Annotated in this window: 14 protein-coding genes, 1 tRNA gene and 3 pseudogenes; 12 read left to right on the top strand and 6 right to left on the bottom strand. The window is 62.6% G+C overall.

The window, feature by feature from the left end:
- Positions 1-3: 3 nt before the first annotated feature.
- From ACVWW3_RS11470 to ACVWW3_RS11460, 3 genes and pseudogenes are all read right to left on the bottom strand, one after another.
- Positions 4-915: a carbohydrate ABC transporter permease gene (locus tag ACVWW3_RS11470; protein WP_456649990.1), complete on the bottom strand. Its 912-nt coding sequence runs from the start codon at positions 913-915 to the stop codon at positions 4-6.
- Positions 915-1,853 (bottom strand): carbohydrate ABC transporter permease, encoded by a 939-nt coding sequence (locus ACVWW3_RS11465; RefSeq protein WP_456649991.1) that lies wholly within the window; start codon positions 1,851-1,853, stop codon positions 915-917. Before ACVWW3_RS11465 ends, ACVWW3_RS11470 begins: the two co-directional genes overlap by 1 nt.
- Before the next feature lie 147 nt (positions 1,854-2,000).
- A pseudogene (locus ACVWW3_RS11460) lies at positions 2,001-3,342 on the bottom strand (ABC transporter substrate-binding protein).
- A gap of 465 nt (positions 3,343-3,807) precedes the next feature.
- On the opposite strand from ACVWW3_RS11460, the gene ACVWW3_RS11455 reads away from it, so the two are divergent.
- Complete coding sequence (locus ACVWW3_RS11455) at positions 3,808-4,599, top strand: Spy/CpxP family protein refolding chaperone (protein ID WP_456649992.1); 792 nt, start codon at positions 3,808-3,810, stop codon at positions 4,597-4,599.
- A gap of 111 nt (positions 4,600-4,710) precedes the next feature.
- Entirely contained in the window at positions 4,711-5,088 is a 378-nt protein-coding gene (locus ACVWW3_RS11450; RefSeq protein WP_354106157.1) for a response regulator, read from the top strand.
- Positions 5,089-5,149: 61 nt separating this feature from the next.
- Here the strand turns inward: ACVWW3_RS11450 and ACVWW3_RS11445 are convergent, their stop codons facing one another.
- From ACVWW3_RS11445 to glk, 3 genes are all read right to left on the bottom strand, one after another.
- Entirely contained in the window at positions 5,150-5,305 is a 156-nt protein-coding gene (locus ACVWW3_RS11445) for a hypothetical protein (protein WP_456649993.1), read from the bottom strand.
- A gap of 141 nt (positions 5,306-5,446) precedes the next feature.
- Positions 5,447-5,650: a hypothetical protein gene (locus tag ACVWW3_RS11440; protein WP_247346925.1), complete on the bottom strand. Its 204-nt coding sequence runs from the start codon at positions 5,648-5,650 to the stop codon at positions 5,447-5,449.
- A 133-nt stretch (positions 5,651-5,783) separates the two neighbouring features.
- Complete coding sequence (gene glk / locus ACVWW3_RS11435) at positions 5,784-6,755, bottom strand: glucokinase (protein WP_456649994.1); 972 nt, start codon at positions 6,753-6,755, stop codon at positions 5,784-5,786.
- Positions 6,756-7,001: 246 nt separating this feature from the next.
- On the opposite strand from glk, the pseudogene pncA reads away from it, so the two are divergent.
- From pncA to ACVWW3_RS11385, 10 genes and pseudogenes are all read left to right on the top strand, one after another.
- Positions 7,002-7,641: pseudogene (gene pncA, locus ACVWW3_RS11430) on the top strand (bifunctional nicotinamidase/pyrazinamidase).
- Positions 7,642-7,657: 16 nt separating this feature from the next.
- Positions 7,658-8,773, top strand: coding sequence for an alpha/beta fold hydrolase (locus ACVWW3_RS11425; RefSeq protein WP_456649996.1), 1,116 nt, complete (start codon positions 7,658-7,660; stop codon positions 8,771-8,773).
- A gap of 149 nt (positions 8,774-8,922) precedes the next feature.
- Positions 8,923-10,957, top strand: a pseudogene (locus tag ACVWW3_RS11420) (NAD(+) synthase).
- Positions 10,958-11,465: 508 nt separating this feature from the next.
- Positions 11,466-13,316 (top strand): dihydroxy-acid dehydratase, encoded by a 1,851-nt coding sequence (ilvD, locus tag ACVWW3_RS11415; protein ID WP_456649998.1) that lies wholly within the window; start codon positions 11,466-11,468, stop codon positions 13,314-13,316.
- Between the two features lie 238 nt (positions 13,317-13,554).
- A complete protein-coding gene (locus ACVWW3_RS11410; protein ID WP_456652024.1) occupies positions 13,555-13,878 on the top strand; it encodes a hypothetical protein in 324 nt (107 codons plus the stop codon).
- Positions 13,879-14,167: 289 nt separating this feature from the next.
- Positions 14,168-14,257: transfer RNA gene (locus ACVWW3_RS11405), tRNA-Ser, on the top strand.
- Between the two features lie 214 nt (positions 14,258-14,471).
- Positions 14,472-14,756, top strand: a complete 285-nt coding sequence (locus tag ACVWW3_RS11400) for a hypothetical protein (protein ID WP_456649999.1) — start codon at positions 14,472-14,474, stop codon at positions 14,754-14,756.
- Positions 14,757-14,844: 88 nt separating this feature from the next.
- A complete protein-coding gene (locus ACVWW3_RS11395; protein ID WP_456650000.1) occupies positions 14,845-15,093 on the top strand; it encodes a hypothetical protein in 249 nt (82 codons plus the stop codon).
- Positions 15,094-15,202: 109 nt separating this feature from the next.
- Positions 15,203-15,484 (top strand): hypothetical protein, encoded by a 282-nt coding sequence (locus tag ACVWW3_RS11390; protein WP_456650001.1) that lies wholly within the window; start codon positions 15,203-15,205, stop codon positions 15,482-15,484.
- Between the two features lie 67 nt (positions 15,485-15,551).
- Positions 15,552-16,010 (top strand): hypothetical protein, encoded by a 459-nt coding sequence (locus ACVWW3_RS11385; RefSeq protein WP_456650002.1) that lies wholly within the window; start codon positions 15,552-15,554, stop codon positions 16,008-16,010.
- Positions 16,011-16,012 lie beyond the last annotated feature (2 nt).

Raw genomic sequence — 16,012 nt, 5'->3', positions numbered from 1 at the left:
TTCTCAACCCTTCGTCGCGCCGGCGGTCAGGCCGGCAATGTAATAGTCCATCAGGAAGGCGTAGATGACCAGCGGCGGGGCTGCGCCGAGCAGCGCGCCGGTCATGATCTGTCCCCAGTTGAAGACGTCGCCCTTGATCAGCGTGGTGGTGATGCCGACCGGCAGCACGAGCTGGTCGATGGATGTCGTGAACACCAGGGGATAGAGGAACTGCGCCCAGGACACGGTGAAGGCGAAGATGGTCGCGGCGATCAGTCCGGGCAGGGCTACCGGGATGAAAATCCGCGTTAGGGTCTGGAGCCAGGAAGCGCCGTCGATGAGGGCAGCCTCGTCCAACTCCTTCGGGATCGAGGCGAAATAACCGATCATGATCCAGGTGCAGAACGGCACGGTCAGAGTCGGATAGATGAAGACAAGAACGTACCAGCGGTTGAGCAGAGTGATGCCGGTGAAGTCCTGGACCACCGCGAGCATCTTGAACAAGGGAATGAACAGGAGGCTGTCCGGGATCAAATAGGTGAGAAAGACGCCGGTCGCGAGCGTCGCCGAGCCCCAGAACTTCATCCGCGCCAATGCAAACGCCGCCGGAATGCTGATCAGCATCGTCACGATCACGACCACGATCGAAATCATCGACGAATTCCAGAAGAACCGCAGGAACTGGTTCGAGGTCAATAGCTCGACATAGTTCGACAGGGTCGGATGAAAGACCCACCACGGATTGGTGGCGGCCGAGATCTCCGCGCTGCTCTTGAGCGAGGTGATCAGCATGTAGACCGGCGGGATCAGGAAGAAGATCGCAAACAGCACCAGGAAGAAGTAGGACCAGCGCAGCGCCCAGGTGCGGTCGCGGCTCATGCTTCGCAGCTTGACCTTGCGTGTCGGTCCGGCCTTGTCGATCGCGAGCGTGCTCATCAGGCTTCGTTCCCACGTTTGTTGACATCGCGCAGGATGAAGACCGCTGCGACGGCGAGGATCGGCACCATGAACAGCGAGACGCAGGCGCCGAGCGGAATGTCGCTGCTCTGGATGCCGACCTGGAACGCCCAGGTGGCGAACAGATGCGTCCGGTCCAGCGGACCGCCGGAGGTGAGGATACGCACGATGTCGAAATTGGCGAAAGTGACGATCAGCGAGAACAGCGTGGTGATGGCGATGATGTTGCGCATCATCGGCAAGGTGATGTGCCAGATCTTCTGCCACCAATTGGCGCCGTCGATCGCCGCGGCTTCGTAGAGCTGGTCAGGCACGGATTTCAGCGCGGCCAGATACATGATCAGGAAGAATGGCGCGCCGTACCAGACGTTGACGAGGATGACGGAGAAACGCGCCCAGAAGGTGTCACCGAGCCACGGGATCGGACCGATGCCGAAGAACGAGAGGGTATAGTTGAAGGCGCTGTAGGAGGGGTCGAACAGCCACAGCCATGCCAGCGTGCTCATCGCCGGCGGGATCACCCAGGGCACCAGCAGCATGCCGCGCCATTTACGTTGCTTCTTGCCCGGAATGTTGTGGACGAAATGCGCGACGATGAAGCCGATCAGCGCCTTGAAGACCACGGCGGTAATCGCAAAAATGCAAGACTGTCTCACCACCATCCAGAACGTCTCGCGTTTGAACAGGAAGGTGAAATTGCTGAGGCCGACGAACTTCGTCATCGCCTTGTTCAGCGTCGCCAGGTAGACCGAATAGAAGGCGGGATAGAGCACGAGCAGGGCGATCAGGAGGATCAGCGGCAGCGTCAGGAAGAACGCTACGGTCGATTTCCGTCCCATTGCATTGCGCAGGCTCGTCCGTTTGCGCGGGCCCGCAGCACGAGCGAGACGGCCTTGCTCAACGACGACATCGGCCATGACGTTAGCCTCTTTGCAGGACATGTAGCAGGACATGTGGAATGGCGAAGCCGGCGCTGCCGTCGGCTTCATTCGGCAAGCGGATCGAGCGAGGGGTGCCTCGGCGGCTCACGCGCGAAGCGTGAACCCCCATGGTACATACCCGTCTCAGGTCCGCATGAAGCCCTCGCACTCACCCTCCGCCCAGGCGAGCGCCGTTTCCAACTTCTCTCCTTGCGCAAAGCGCAGCGCCATCTTGGTCAGCGTCGCCTGGAAGTAGATCTGCTGGGCGATCTTCGGCGGCGCTGGAGACGCTGCGATCGACATCGTCTGCTGCTTGTAGGGATCCGGATAGTGGAACAGCGTGCCCTTCGGCGGCCCTTCCTCGGCCCAGGTCTTGAACTTCGTCATGTTTGCGTAGGCCGGGAGATCGTACCCGCCGCTTGCCGCGACGAACTTCTCGATCGCCGCTGGCGAGGACAGGTGAACGAGCAAGCTCTTGGCCGCTTCCTTGTTCTTGCCAAAGGCCCAGACGCCCCAGAAGTAGGGCAGGAAGGGCGCAAAACGTCCCTTCGGACCGGACGGGAAGCCGTGCGTCCAGCACTGTTCGGCGACTTGCGGTGCGTCGCGCTTGGCGACCGCCCAGGCACTCGGCGGATTCAGGATCATCGCCCCGCGGCCCGAGATCAGCCATTTGTTGTTGGAGGCATCATCCCAAGACGGTGCGTCGGTGGGCAGAACGGCGATCAGCTTCTTGTAGAATTCGAGCGCCTGTCTGACCGCGTCGGTCTTGACGGTGATATCGCCCTTGGCGTTGACCAACTCGGCGCCGAATGACTGGAAGATCGCGCCCGCGGTGTCGACGCTATCGGTGGTCTCGCCGAGACCGATGCCGAAGGGGAAGCCGGCCTTGTGGCAGGCCTCGGCCGCCTTCAGGAACGTCTCCATGGTCCAGTTGTCCGCTTTTGGCGGACTGCCGGCCGGATACATCTCTTGCACGTCGATGCCCGCGTGCTTCTTCATCAGGTCTATGCGGGAGCAGGGGCCCTTGATCTGGCTTCCCGGTGTCGCGGGCACTGCCAGCCATTTTCCGCCCGACTGCCCGAGATATTTGACGGTGCCGTTCACCTCGCCGTTCTGCTTGATGAGCGGCTCCATGACGTCGTTGAGCGGCTCGAGATTCTCCGAATAGGCGTGTGGCCACCAGCTCGGCATCTGGAGAATGTCGTGACCGGACTTGGCCTGGGCTTCGGCCGCCGCGGTCAACTCGATCTTCTTGTTGTTGCTGGTGATGTAGTCGATCGAGACTTCGACCTTCTCCTTCTCGCCCCATTCCTTGACGAGGGCGGTGGAAGGCATCGTTGGCGCCGGGCACCCAGTGGTCCCAGAAGCCGATCGAGAGCTTGCCGGCGGCGTAAGCGCCTCGGACATAGGGCGCGGTGATCAGCGCCGCAGAGGACATTGCAGTGGCAGCCACAAATTGACGTCGCGTCAGTGTCTTGCGTGACATCTCGTTTCCTCGCTTGGGTGTTTTATTGTTCTGGTGTTTCCTCTGAACTCTTCTTCCGAGTTTTGCTTTTGATTTTCTTGTTGGGAGTTTCTTGTTGAACGTTCTTGCAAATTGGTAGCGCGATCAGATCATGATTGATCGCGTCTGTCGAGAAAACCGGACGGCTCGCGCCTAGAACTAACGTTGTGTCCCGGGAAGGCGGGATTACCTCCGGTGTCGCGCGCCGGCCATGAACCGCGGTCGGTCGTTTTGCGACGCACACTTTGCGCCGCCCCGCCGCAGCGACATGTGCGCAATTACGCCGCAGTTTCCAACGAGCCTGCATAAGCGCCTCGCGCCAAACAACTTTTCGGGCGTGGATAGCATTTGTCGGCGCCTAGACCTCGAAGCGGTGAAAACGATAGAGTTGCAACTGGCGGGTGGCTTCCACCCCGACAGGCCAACAGATCGACCATGGAGACCAGAATGAAAAACCCGGCGCCGCCCGCGCGGCTTTACCTGCGACGATGGTTCGCGCTGGGCGCCGTTTTCGTGTTGCTGCTCGGCGCAGCCGCGGTCGCGCATGCACAAGGCCTGGTCAAAGGCGTTCAGGATGGAGCCGCGGCCGGCAACAAGGCCGCGGGCCCCGTCGGGGGCGTGCTGGGCGGCGCGATCGGCGGCGTGGTCGGCGTCTTCACCGGCGTGCTCGGCGTCAACAACAATAACGGCAATCAGGCGCCGCCGGCCGCCAAGGATTCTAACAAGGATGCTAGCAAGGACTCTAAGCAGCCGGGCGCTGGCAAGGACAAGGATGCCAAGAGCGGCAAGGCGGGCAAGGGCGCCAAGGCGAGCAAGGAAGCCAAAAATGCGCCGCAGGACAATAAGGACGTCCCCGTCCTCACCCAGACCGGCGCGCCGCAACAGACCGCCGAGCAAATCGTTGCCAACAGTGATTCCTATATCGAGCGGATCAAGACGGAACTGAACCTGACGCCCGATCAGGAGAAGCACTGGTTCGGCTTCTCGAGCGCCATGCACTACCTGGGGCACAATGGTGCGGAGCGGCTCAACCTGCGGGTTACCCGGGCCAAGCGGGATCCCCCGGACGACATCATCGAGCAGATGCGCAACGAGTCGCAGTTCCTGATCGATCGCGCTGCCGACCAGCGCAACGTCGCCGACGCTGCCGAGCCACTCTACTCGAGCCTCGATGACAAGCAGAAGCAGGTCTTCATACAGGAGATGGTGCGCCTCAGCCACGAACGAGGATTGGATTGATCAAGTTGAATCGGATCGGGCGCGCCTGAATTAACGGCGCCCGCCACGAATTCGTGAATCCTCTCCGCAATTCGGTTATGATTAGCTTCGTAAGCTGATTGCGGGGTTCAAATGGCGGACGCACTCTCCGTTTTCCTGGTCGAAGACGAGGCGTTGATCCGGATGATGATGGCGGACATGGTGGAGGAACTCGGCCATCACGTCGTCGCGGAAGCCGACAATGTCCGGGACGCCAGCGCTTTTGCCATGACCGCGCAGTACGATCTGGCAATTCTCGACATCAACCTCAAGGGCGTCTACGTCGATCCCGTGGCCGACCTGATCGAGCGCCGCGGGAAGCCGTTTCTGTTTGCCACGGGCTACGGGCCGGAACTGCTGCCGTCCTTGCTCCGGCGTCGGCCGATCCTGCGCAAGCCGATTGGGATCGATCAGCTCAAGGCGATGATCGATTCGATGTTTCCGGAAGCGGGGGCGAAGACGCCGCACTGAGTGACGGCGAAAATGACCGCCCATCAGGGGCGGCCATTTTGCGACGGAATTCGTCGCGGTCTCACATCAGGCCGGCGCCAAGATCGATGCCACGCGCCATCAGGCCGAACGAGGCGACGAGGCCCGTGCAGCTGAACAGCAAGATGGTCTTGAACGAAAAATCGGCCAAACGCGTTTCGACGGTGGCCGGCATCGCGGCGATCGAAATCATGCTCATGTTCATTCCCCCCTTTGTTGCCCCTGAATTGCATCAGGTGAGGGAAGCCTTAGAGCAAAAAGTTTGACGCGAGCTTTCGATGCATCGTTAACGGAATCGCAATCGGTCCCGCGTTTGCGCGCGCCGTAACGAGATCACGCCTCAGTGGCGCCCGTTCTTCAGCACCGTGGCGATGGTGTGGGCTGTCATGGCCGCGCGATCGGAAGCCCGCTGGGCAGCAAGCCGATCCCGCGCCTTTTCCTCGATCAAAAGCTCGATCAGGGCCAGCCGCTTGCCGTCGTCGTCCGCCTCGATCAGCAGGCGGTGATAGCGGTGATAGTCGAAACCAAAATCCTGCTTACGCATGTCACGCCCCCGCAACTACGCCACACACAACGCCGAATTGTTTCTGATCCGAAACATGCACGCAAGCGCCATCCCGTATGGAACCGCGCGTTCGGTGCAATGAGCTGTGAATTACTGGAACTCGTATGAGATCTTAAGGCTGGTTGTGCTCGGCAAACATCTTCAGGCCGACGAAACTCGCGTCAGGCTTCGTGACCAGCCTGGTCGGGATGTTGCGTAGATAGTCCTGGAAGCGCCCCTTGGCTTCGAAGCGCGCCCGGAACGCGGAAGCTGCGAGGAAATCCGGAAAACGCGGCACGATTCCGCCGGCGATATAGACACCGCCACGGGCGCCGAAGGTCACTGCGAGATTGCCGGCGACTGAGCCGAGAATGGCGCAAAACATCCCCAGGGTCGCGCGGCTGAGTTCGCAACTGCCTTCCAGGGCCGCCTTGGTGATGGCGGCAGCATCGCGATGCGGCACCCGAGCGCCTTCAACTTCGGACAGCGCTTCGTAGAGGCTTTGCAGGCCGGAGCCGGACAATGCGCCGCGCTCGATGGAGACATGGCCGAGGCGTCGGCGCATGGACGCGATCACGCGTTCCTCGTGCTCGTTCTCCGCCGGCAGGGTCGCGTGGCCGGCTTCGGTGACGACGGCCAGCCGTGCGCGATGGCGCTCGACCAGGCAGGAGACGCCAAAGCCGGTTCCAGGTCCGACCACCAGCAACGGCTCTCCGGGAAGGCCATCCTGTCCGCCGAGCGGGATCAGGTCGGCGGGCTGCAGGGCAGGCAGAGACCAGGCCACCACCTCGAAATCGTTGAGAACGTGAACGCTGCCGAAGCCAAGGGCCGGCTGGAGCTCGTTGCCGTCGATGACCCACGGACTGTTGGTCATGACGCAGCGATTGTTGGTCACCGGACCCGCCACGGCCAGCACGGCCCTTTGGGGCGGTTCGCCGCCGGACCGGCGCCCGAGGACATCGACAATGGCTTCCCTGACGGTGGGGAAGTCTGCCACCTTCACATAGTCGATCGGTCCGGTCTGATTGCCCTGACTGAGCGCGAAGCGCGCATTGGTGCCGCCGATATCGGCGAGAAGAATCGGTCCTGTCTTGCCGATGGTCATGTGCATATGGCTGCCGCGGCCTTGCCGGCTGCGGGAACCTCTTCCTCCGTTCTATCGGATCGCAAGATGCGAACGGCTTTCAGAGTCCGTCCTCGGGTGGATCTAGTCAACACGCACGAGGCCAAACCGTTGCATCCTTGGGAATGACGGCGCGGCCATTCGCGCAGATCGCCGCACCTTGCGGTGGTTGCCGGGAAGATCGACATTGGAGGAGCGTTCGGCGCCGGTCGCGCGGGACGGCTTGAAATGGACCTTGCGATGAAGATTTCCGACCGCGACGTGCTGCTGGTGATCGACGTGCAGAACGATTTCTGCACCGGCGGGGCGCTCGCCGTTCCCAGCGGCGAGAAGGTCGTCCCCGCCATCAATCGAATCGCCCAAAAATTCGCCAATGTGGTGCTGACCCAGGACTGGCATCCCCGGGATCATGTCCTCCTTTGCCTCGAACCATGCGGACAAACAGCCGTTCCAGACCATCGCGCTTGACTACGGCGCCCAGGTGCTGTGGCCGAGCCATTGCGTGCAGGGCACCGCGGGCGCCGAATTTCATCGCGATCTCGACGTCACCCGCGCAAATCTGGTGGTGCGGAAGGGGTTTCGGCGCGGCATCGATTCCTATTCGGCGCTGTTCGAGAACGACAAGAAAACACCGACCGGCCTGCTCGGATATTTGCGCGAACGCGAGTTGAACACCGTCTTCGTCGCCGGCCTCGCGCTCGACTTCTCCGTCCGCTTTTCGGCGGAGGATGCCCGCGAGGCGGGGTTCGATGTCGCCGTCATCGAGGACGCCTGCTGCGGCATCGATCTCGACGGCTCGATGGGCGCGACCCATCAGAGTTTTCGGGAGCGCGGCATTCCGGTCATCGGCCTTGAGGCATTCCTGTGAGAACGGTGACGTAGCCATGGCGGAGAAGACCGGCAAACAGCTGAGCGCGCCGGGGCAGGTCCCGGGTGACCCGGTGCTGTGGCCGTTCGCAGCGGCTCAGCTCGCCATGGACGCCTGGTTCGGATGGCTTGAGCGCGGTCCGCCGGAGCAGGTCGACAGCAGGGTGCCGTGGACCACGGCCAACTTCGTTGCGCTGGAGCTCGCGACCATGCGCTTGCGCGATTGCACGCGGACGCGATCCGGCCAGCCGGCGCTGGTCTGCGCGCCCTATGCGCTGCATCGAGCCCTGATCGCCGACTTCGCACCCGGCCACAGCGTGGTGCAGTCCCTGCAAAATGGCGGCATCGACCGGATCTATCTCGCCGACTGGCGGTCAGCCACGCCCGAGATGCGCTATCTCTCGATCGACAGCTATCTCGGCGATCTCAACGTCGCCATCGACGAGATCGGCGCGCCGGTCGATCTCGTCGGCCTGTGCCAGGGCGGCTGGCTGTCGCTGCTCTATGCGGCGCGCTTTCCCGCCAAGGTGCGGCGGCTGGTCCTGGTCGGCGCGCCGGTCGACCTCTCGATCGAGTCCAGGCTGTCGCAGCTCGCCCGCGACGCTCCCGAAATGGTCTATGACCAGCTCGTCGCACGGGGCGGCGGTAATGTCAGCGGCGAGGAGATGCTGCGTGTCTGGTCCAAGGCGCCAACCCGCGACGACATCGCCGCGGCGTTGCAGGTGGACCTTGCGGCTGAGGGGAGCGCAACGCTGCTCGCGCGGTTCGAGCGCTGGAACACGGAAACGCTCAATCTGCCCGGCGCTTATTATCTCGAGATCGTCAACCGGATTTTCCGGGAGAACCGGATCGCAAACGGCCAATTCACGGCACTCGGCCGCGTGATTGATCTGAAGGACGTCAAGGCGCCGGTCTTCCTGCTGGCCGGGCTCGATGACGACGTCGTGCCGGCCGCGCAGGCGCTCGCCACCGCCGGTTTGCTCGGCACGCCACCGGCCTTCATTGCGACGGCCTCCGAACCCAGCAACCATCTCGGCCTGTTCATGGGCGCGCGAACCCACGTCCATGCCTGGCCCGCGATCGCCGTGTGGCTGCGCGGCGATCTGTCCGGGGTGCTGGCCCGTAGCGCCTGACTTCGCCAGGCACCGGGCGGACGAGCCTGCAAGTCCGTTATGCATGACGGTGGATGGCCTGCACGGGACCGGCTCGATGGGTTACATATGGTCCGGAGCTGACGGCTGCGGCCGGCCGCAGAGAGATTGAATCGAAGGTGCTGAGCTCGATGAGTTTCCACTCGATCTATGCCCACGGATTTGCGCGCGTGGCGGCCTGCGTCACGACTTCTCATGTGGCCGATCCCACGGCCAATGCGAGGGCGGTTCTGGCGGCGGCGAAGGACTGCCACGAGCAGTCGGTGGCGGTTGCCGTGTTTCCCGAGCTGTGCCTGTCCGGCTATGCGATCGAGGATCTGGTCAAGCAGGATCCGCTGCTCGATGCGGTCGAGCGCGGACTTGCCGCGATCGTCCAGGCCTCCTCGGCACTGATGACCGTGCTGATCGTCGGCGCGCCGCTGCGCTTTGGCCATCGCATCTACAATTGCGCGGTCATCATCCATCGCGGCAACGTCCTCGGCGTCGTGCCCAAGAGCTACCTGCCGACTTATCGCGAATTCTATGAGGGGCGGCATTTCGCCTCCGGCGCCGGCATCCTCGGCGAGACGATCGCGTTTGGCGGGCTGCATGCCCCGTTCGGCGTCGATCTCCTGTTCGCGGCCGAGGACGTCCCGGGCCTGACGATCGGTGTCGAGATCTGCGAGGACATGTGGATCCCGGTGACGCCGGCCTCCGAGCTCGCGCTTGCTGGCGCAAGCGTTCTTGTCAATCTCTCGGGCAGTCCGATCACGATCGGTCGTGCCCGTTCGCGCGCGTTGCTGTGCCAATCCACCTCGACGCGCTGCCTCGCGGCCTACGTTTATTCCGCCGCGGGGGCAGGGGAATCGACCACGGATCTCGCCTGGGACGGCCAAACCTCGATCTACGAGAACGGCCGTGCTGCTGGCTGAGGGCGAGCGGTTCCGCCAGGGCGGCCAGATCACGCTGGCCGACGTCGATCTCGACCTGCTCAGGCAGGAGCGCGCCTCGATGGGGACGTTCGACGACAATCGCCGCCAGCGCGAAGGTTTCTACCGAAGGATCACCTTTGCCCTGAAGCCGCCGGCCGCCGACATCGGCTTCCTGCGCAAGATCGAGCGCTTTCCGTTCGTGCCGAGCGACGAGAGCCTGCTCGAGCAGGACTGCTATGAGGCCTACAACATTCAGGTCGCCGGCCTCGTCCAGCGCATGCGCGCCACCGGCACCAAGCGCGTCGTCATCGGCGTCTCGGGCGGGCTCGATTCGACCCATGCGCTGATCGTTGCGGCCAAGGCCGTCGATCTCCTTGGCCTGCCGCGCGAGAACATCCTTGCCTACACCATGCCGGGTTTTGCCACGGGCAGCGAGAGCAAGACCAATGCGCTGGCGCTGATGAAGGCGTTGCAGACGAGTTGGCAGGAACTCGACATCCGCACCACGGCGACGCAGATGCTGAAGGACATCGGCCATCCCTTCGGCAAGGGCGAGAAGGTCTACGACATCACCTTTGAGAACGTGCAGGCGGGCCTGCGCACGGACTATTTGTTCCGGCTCGCCAACCATCACGGAGGCATCGTGATCGGCACCGGCGATCTCTCTGAGCTCGCACTGGGCTGGTGCACCTACGGCGTCGGCGACCAGATGGCGCATTATAACGTCAACGCCGGGGTGCCGAAGACGCTGATCCAGCACCTGATCCGCTGGGTGATCGCCTCAAAACAGTTCAGCGACGACGTCAACCGGACGCTTGCCTCGATCCTGTCGGGCGAGATCTCGCCCGAGCTGGTTCCGGTCCAGCCCGGCGAGAAGGCACAGAGCACGGAAGCCTCCGTCGGTCCCTATGAGCTCCAGGATTTCAACCTGTTCTACACGCTGCGCTTTGGCATGCGGCCGTCCAAGATCGCCTTCATGGCGCTGCAGGCATGGAAGGACGTCGCCGAGGGCGAATGGCCGCCGGCATTTCCGACCGATAAGCGCAAGGCCTATGATCTCAAGGAGATCCGCCGCTGGCTGGAGGTGTTCCTGCGCCGCTTCTTTGCCTTCAGCCAGTTCAAGCGATCGGCGATGCCGAACGGGCCGAAGGTCTCGGCAGGCGGCTCGTTGTCGCCGCGCGGCGACTGGCGCGCGCCGTCGGATTCCAGCGCGGCCGCGTGGCTTGAAGATCTCGAACGGAATGTGCCGAACTGATCGGCAAGGTCTGACCGTGCAGCTGCCCAAAACGAAATCGCGCCGCGCGGCTCATGAGGCCGGGCGGCGCGAAATCGCGTTCAATCTAGAAAGTCCCGAGGTCCGGAGTGCCTAGGAGTCCGGACCTCGTAACCTTGCCCCAGCCTTTGATCCCCCGCCCCATGCGGTCCCCCAACCCCATGTAGCGCGATCAGAGGGTGATGCCCTTTGGAAGGCCGCCGATCGATGTCACGCGATGTACGCGACATCTGAATAGGACTCCATTCCGGATCACTACGGAGACGAACGTGTTCTGCCGTGAACACTCGCGCTTCATCGCCGTGCAGCCTTGCGGCGGGCAAGAATAGACCGCGCCGGGAGCAGGGGAGGCCTGCGAAAGGCCGATCCGGCCCTGTCAGGCCCAAGTTACCGTTGCGCCGGCCCATTCCGTGCGCTATCCGGCCGGGAAAGGCCTGAGGCGGCTTCCATTTTTCTCGCCCGGCCAGCCAAACCGAGGACGGAAACCGCCATGCCAGCCTATCGCTCCCGTACCACCACCCACGGCCGCAACATGGCGGGCGCTCGCGGCCTCTGGCGCGCGACGGGCATGAAGGATGGCGATTTCGGCAAGCCGATCATCGCGGTCGTCAACTCCTTCACCCAGTTCGTGCCCGGGCACGTCCACCTCAAGGACCTCGGCCAGCTCGTCGCTCGCGAGATCGAGCAGGCCGGCGGCGTCGCCAAGGAGTTCAACACCATTGCGGTCGACGACGGCATCGCCATGGGCCATGACGGCATGCTCTACAGCCTACCGTCGCGCGAGCTGATCGCCGACAGCGTCGAGTACATGGTCAACGCCCATTGTGCCGACGGCATGGTCTGCATCTCGAATTGCGACAAGATCACGCCCGGCATGCTGATGGCGGCGCTGCGGCTCAACATTCCCGCCGTGTTCGTCTCGGGCGGACCGATGGAGGCCGGCAAGGTCACGCTGCAGGGCAAGACCAAGGCCGTCGACCTGATCGACGCCATGGTCGCGGCCGCCGACTCCAAGGTCAGCGACGAGGACGTCAAGGTGATCGAGCGCTCGGCGTGCCCGACCTGCGGCTCGTGCTCGGGCATGTTCACGGCCAATTCGATGAACTGCCTCACTGAAGCACTTGGTCTTGCGCTGCCCGGCAACGGCACGGTGGTCGCAACCCACGCCGACCGCAAGCGCCTGTTCGTCGAGGCTGGCCACACCATCGTCGATATCGTGCGTCGCCACTATGAGCAGGACGACGCCTCGGTGCTGCCGCGCAACGTCGCCAACTTCAAGGCGTTCGAGAACGCGATGACGCTCGATATCGCCATGGGCGGCTCGACCAACACCGTGCTGCATCTGCTCGCCGCCGCCCATGAAGGGCAGGTCGAGTTCACCATGCAGGACATCGATCGGCTGTCGCGCCGCGTGCCCGTGCTCTGCAAGGTCGCGCCGTCGGTCGCCGACGTGCATGTCGAGGACGTGCATCGCGCCGGCGGCATCATGGCCATCCTGGGCGAGCTCGACCGCGCCGGCCTGATCGACACGTCGGTCTCGACCGTGCACGCGCCGACCATGAAAGACGCGCTGGAGCGCTGGGACATCAAGCGCTCGAAGAGCGAGGCTGTCCGCACCTTCTTCCGCGCCTCGCCCGGCGGCATCCCGACCCAGGTCGCCTTCAGCCAGGAGCGCCGTTACGACGAGCTCGATGCCGACCGCGAGAAGGGTGCCGTGCGCAACCTCGAGCACGCCTTCAGCAAGGACGGCGGCCTCGCCGTGCTCTACGGCAATCTCGCGCAGGACGGCTGCATCGTGAAGACCGCGGGCGTCGACGCCTCGATCCTGAAATTCTCCGGGCCCGCGCGCGTGTTCGAGAGCCAGGACGCGTCCGTCGAGGCCATTTTGGGCGGCAAGGTCGTTGCCGGCGAGATCGTCGTCATCATCTACGAAGGCCCGCGCGGCGGTCCCGGCATGCAGGAGATGCTGTATCCGACCAGCTACCTGAAATCGATGGGTCTCGGCAAAGCCTGCGCGCTCGTCACCGACGGACGCTTCTCGGGCGGCTCGTCGGGCTTGTCGATCGGGCATCTGTCACCGGAAGCCGCCGAAGGCGGCAACATCGGTCTGGTGCGGACCGGCGACCGCATCGCCATCGACATCCCGAACCGCAGCATCAGCCTCGAGGTCTCCGACGAGGAGCTAGCCAAGCGCCGCGCCGCGGAAGAGGCGAAGGGCGATGCCGCCTGGCAGGCGACGGGCCGCAAGCGCAACGTCTCGACCGCGCTTCAGGCCTACGCTGCACTCACCACCAGCGCCGCGCGTGGCGCGGTGCGCGAGGTGAAGCGTCGCTCGAAGTAGGAGCCTCTTGCGCGGGCGTGATTGCAAGCGTCGCCCATCGCGCATGGTCAACAAGTTCTGAACGGCCGGCGAAAGCCGGCCGTTTGTATTAAGGATGCCCCGACGAACTTCGTCAAAGCAAGGTTTTGCGGCGTATACTGCCATCGACCTTCGCACATCCATTTCGGGCAACTGGGGCACCACAATAATGTCTCGTACTCTTGCTGTCGTTTTCTCGACGGTCGTCGCCGCGATTTCCATGACGGGCGCAGCTTCCGCCGGCTGCTACAATTGCTACACACCGCCGCCGTGCACGACCTGCTACCAGCAGCAATACGTGCAGCCGCAATACCGCACCGTCGACGAGACCGTGATGGTTTCGCCCGGTGCCACGGTGGCGCACCGCGCGCCGGCGCAGTACCGCACCGTGATGGTGCCGCAGACCGTGATGGTGGCGCCGCCGAGCGTCCAGTACGAGCGCATCCCGCCGCAATACGCCACGCGCCAGCGCGTCGAGATGGTCCAGCCGGGCTATTCCTATTACGCCCCGGTGCAGATGGGCTGCGCGTCCTGCGGCTACTGAAGCCAACGCAGCAACGAAGAACTCCATGCGGCGCTCCCAACGGGACGCCGTTTTGCTTTTGAGAGCAGCAAACGAGGCCCGGAAACGGAGATGAATCCAGACCGGGCCTCGCAACCGGCGACGCCCTGGGAGATGTCGCCAGTGTCCGGATGGCTGAGGCGTACAGGCTAAGGGAACAGGCTGACGCTCGCCTGACAGATCGTGTGCGGGCGAGGGGGTTTCGGGTCGGGCGCCAACTTCGCGTTGCCTTGGACCGTCGACTGCGTTAAGCGACAGCAATTCCGGACTTGGAAGGGTGGCCGAGTGGTTTAAGGCACCGGTCTTGAAAACCGGCGTGCCCGCAAGGGTACCGTGGGTTCGAATCCCACCCCTTCCGCCAGTAAATTACACTAACAAGCTGATTTTGCTGTCATAATTCGCCGATGCATTTGGGTGTGCCCTAGCAGCAGCCCTAGCAGGAACGTGGCGGACGGGCTGGTTTTGGCCGGATCATAACGCCCGCTGTGGGTAACAAGGATAACCTTCCATAACGCATTCGCCTAAGGCGGGTGCGTTGGCATCCTGATCGCATAACGCGAATCAGGAGATTGCGGATGGGCGTTTACTTGGTGACTTGGGATTTGAATAAACAGAAGTCGAACTACAGCCAAGCTCGACAGAATCTGATTGATCACCTGTCGCGCTACCCCCATGTCAAAGATCAAGGTCTAGACTCGGTATGGTTCATTCAATCGGCTGCGTCGGCCGACGCGCTAGATGATGACATCCGAAAACACATGGATACCAATGACAGGCTGATGGTCACCAAGCTCGTGAGCGGGCAGCACCAAGGCTGGCTGTCCAAGGAGATTTGGGATTGGATCAATGCGCGAATCTAGGGTGGCTGCTGAGCTGCTACTGGCATGCACAATCGCCCTGATCGCGAGTTCAGCAAACGCTAAAACGTTGCAGGAGCGGTCGTGTATAATGGCGGCTGCCGTAAAGCTTCCGACCATTGCTGGCTTAGCAATCGTCGCTAGTCGCATGAAGAATGCTCCACTTGAGGAAAAGCAGCGGCAAGCCGGAGCAACGTTCGGCGGCGTGGTCGAGCTCGATGTAAAAGCCGCCGGCCAGGATTCAGCCTTCGGATTTTACTGCCTCTCCAGTGACAAGACAGGCCCGCTCCTCGTGGCCTCATTCGTTGGGCCAACACTCTTGGCTGACACGTCACGCTGAGGCCGTCGCGTTCATACGGGATCTCTGTGAATAACGCCGCCCGTTAACCCCGCGACGCTTCGACAATGGCATCCTCTTCCTCCGCGAATCACGAGACGGTGGAAGGCAAATGACAATCGACAGCGATCGACGGAAAATAAACCGGGGCCTCCGAAGGTCACAAGCGGAGATCCAGCATCTGATCGACTGTTTCGGCGATCACCTCGCCCAGAAGCACAAGTACAATCGATCGGGCATCGAGGCCGTTTGGTTTTATCTTGTGCAGACGTATCGCTGGACGCCGGCCGTTGTTCGGGCGCTCAACACCGAAGACCTTGATTTCCTGCTCCACGACGAGATGAACGGATGGAAGGCACCCAATGACGACAAGCCCGGCGAAGGCTACGCTTGACGCCGACGACCTGCGACCCGTGCTCTCGCTGCCGGACGCGCGCTAAAACTCACCTCATGGAGGAAACGTGGGACGCTCCGAAGATGGGCCGCGCTCCTGGCCTAACAACCTCGAGGGCCAAAGCGCGATCGTCGCAGCGATCTTGCGCGAATTGCTCAAGGCGGGAATCGCTCGATCAGAGTTGAGTGTCGATCAATTCAGAGCTGACATCCGAGAAGCCGGCTACCCAGAGCCCGCCGACTTCGAAGGTTTGTTCGGCGACATCATGATTTGGTTGAAAGACGAGAGCATAATCCGCTTTGAGACGGTCACCGGCGATGGGCGGGGCGGTGAAGTATTCCTCGATGTAGTAATTACCGGCCACGGCATGAATCTTCTGGGAAAGAGAATTGACGCTTTGAACGGTGCATCCGCGGCGGACGTAATAATGGAAACCAAGGACAAAAATGCCTCGGCGCCTCAGTTGGTGAAGCTAGGCGGACTCATCGGCGGAATCATCGGCGGATTTACCAAATCAGCGAGCTAGCA

The sequence above is a fragment of the Bradyrhizobium sp. LM2.9 genome, assembly GCF_054056555.1.
This window is presented reverse-complemented; position numbering and strand designations above follow the sequence as displayed.

What these genes read in the sequence shown, in the direction of transcription:
- ACVWW3_RS11425 (WP_456649996.1), top strand. Translation starts at nt 7,658, where the DNA reads ATGGCGGAGAAGACCGGCAAACAGCTGAGCGCGCCGGGGCAGGTCCCG.
- ACVWW3_RS11400 (WP_456649999.1), top strand. Translation starts at nt 14,472, where the DNA reads ATGGGCGTTTACTTGGTGACTTGGGATTTGAATAAACAGAAGTCGAAC.
- ACVWW3_RS11395 (WP_456650000.1), top strand. Translation starts at nt 14,845, where the DNA reads ATGGCGGCTGCCGTAAAGCTTCCGACCATTGCTGGCTTAGCAATCGTC.
- ACVWW3_RS11390 (WP_456650001.1), top strand. Translation starts at nt 15,203, where the DNA reads ATGACAATCGACAGCGATCGACGGAAAATAAACCGGGGCCTCCGAAGG.
- glk (WP_456649994.1), bottom strand. Translation starts at nt 6,755, where the DNA reads ATGACCATCGGCAAGACAGGACCGATTCTTCTCGCCGATATCGGCGGC.
- ACVWW3_RS11465 (WP_456649991.1), bottom strand. Translation starts at nt 1,853, where the DNA reads ATGGCCGATGTCGTCGTTGAGCAAGGCCGTCTCGCTCGTGCTGCGGGC.
- ACVWW3_RS11450 (WP_354106157.1), top strand. Translation starts at nt 4,711, where the DNA reads ATGGCGGACGCACTCTCCGTTTTCCTGGTCGAAGACGAGGCGTTGATC.
- ACVWW3_RS11470 (WP_456649990.1), bottom strand. Translation starts at nt 915, where the DNA reads ATGAGCACGCTCGCGATCGACAAGGCCGGACCGACACGCAAGGTCAAG.
- ACVWW3_RS11445 (WP_456649993.1), bottom strand. Translation starts at nt 5,305, where the DNA reads ATGAGCATGATTTCGATCGCCGCGATGCCGGCCACCGTCGAAACGCGT.
- ACVWW3_RS11410 (WP_456652024.1), top strand. Translation starts at nt 13,555, where the DNA reads ATGACGGGCGCAGCTTCCGCCGGCTGCTACAATTGCTACACACCGCCG.
- ilvD (WP_456649998.1), top strand. Translation starts at nt 11,466, where the DNA reads ATGCCAGCCTATCGCTCCCGTACCACCACCCACGGCCGCAACATGGCG.
- ACVWW3_RS11440 (WP_247346925.1), bottom strand. Translation starts at nt 5,650, where the DNA reads ATGCGTAAGCAGGATTTTGGTTTCGACTATCACCGCTATCACCGCCTG.
- ACVWW3_RS11455 (WP_456649992.1), top strand. Translation starts at nt 3,808, where the DNA reads ATGAAAAACCCGGCGCCGCCCGCGCGGCTTTACCTGCGACGATGGTTC.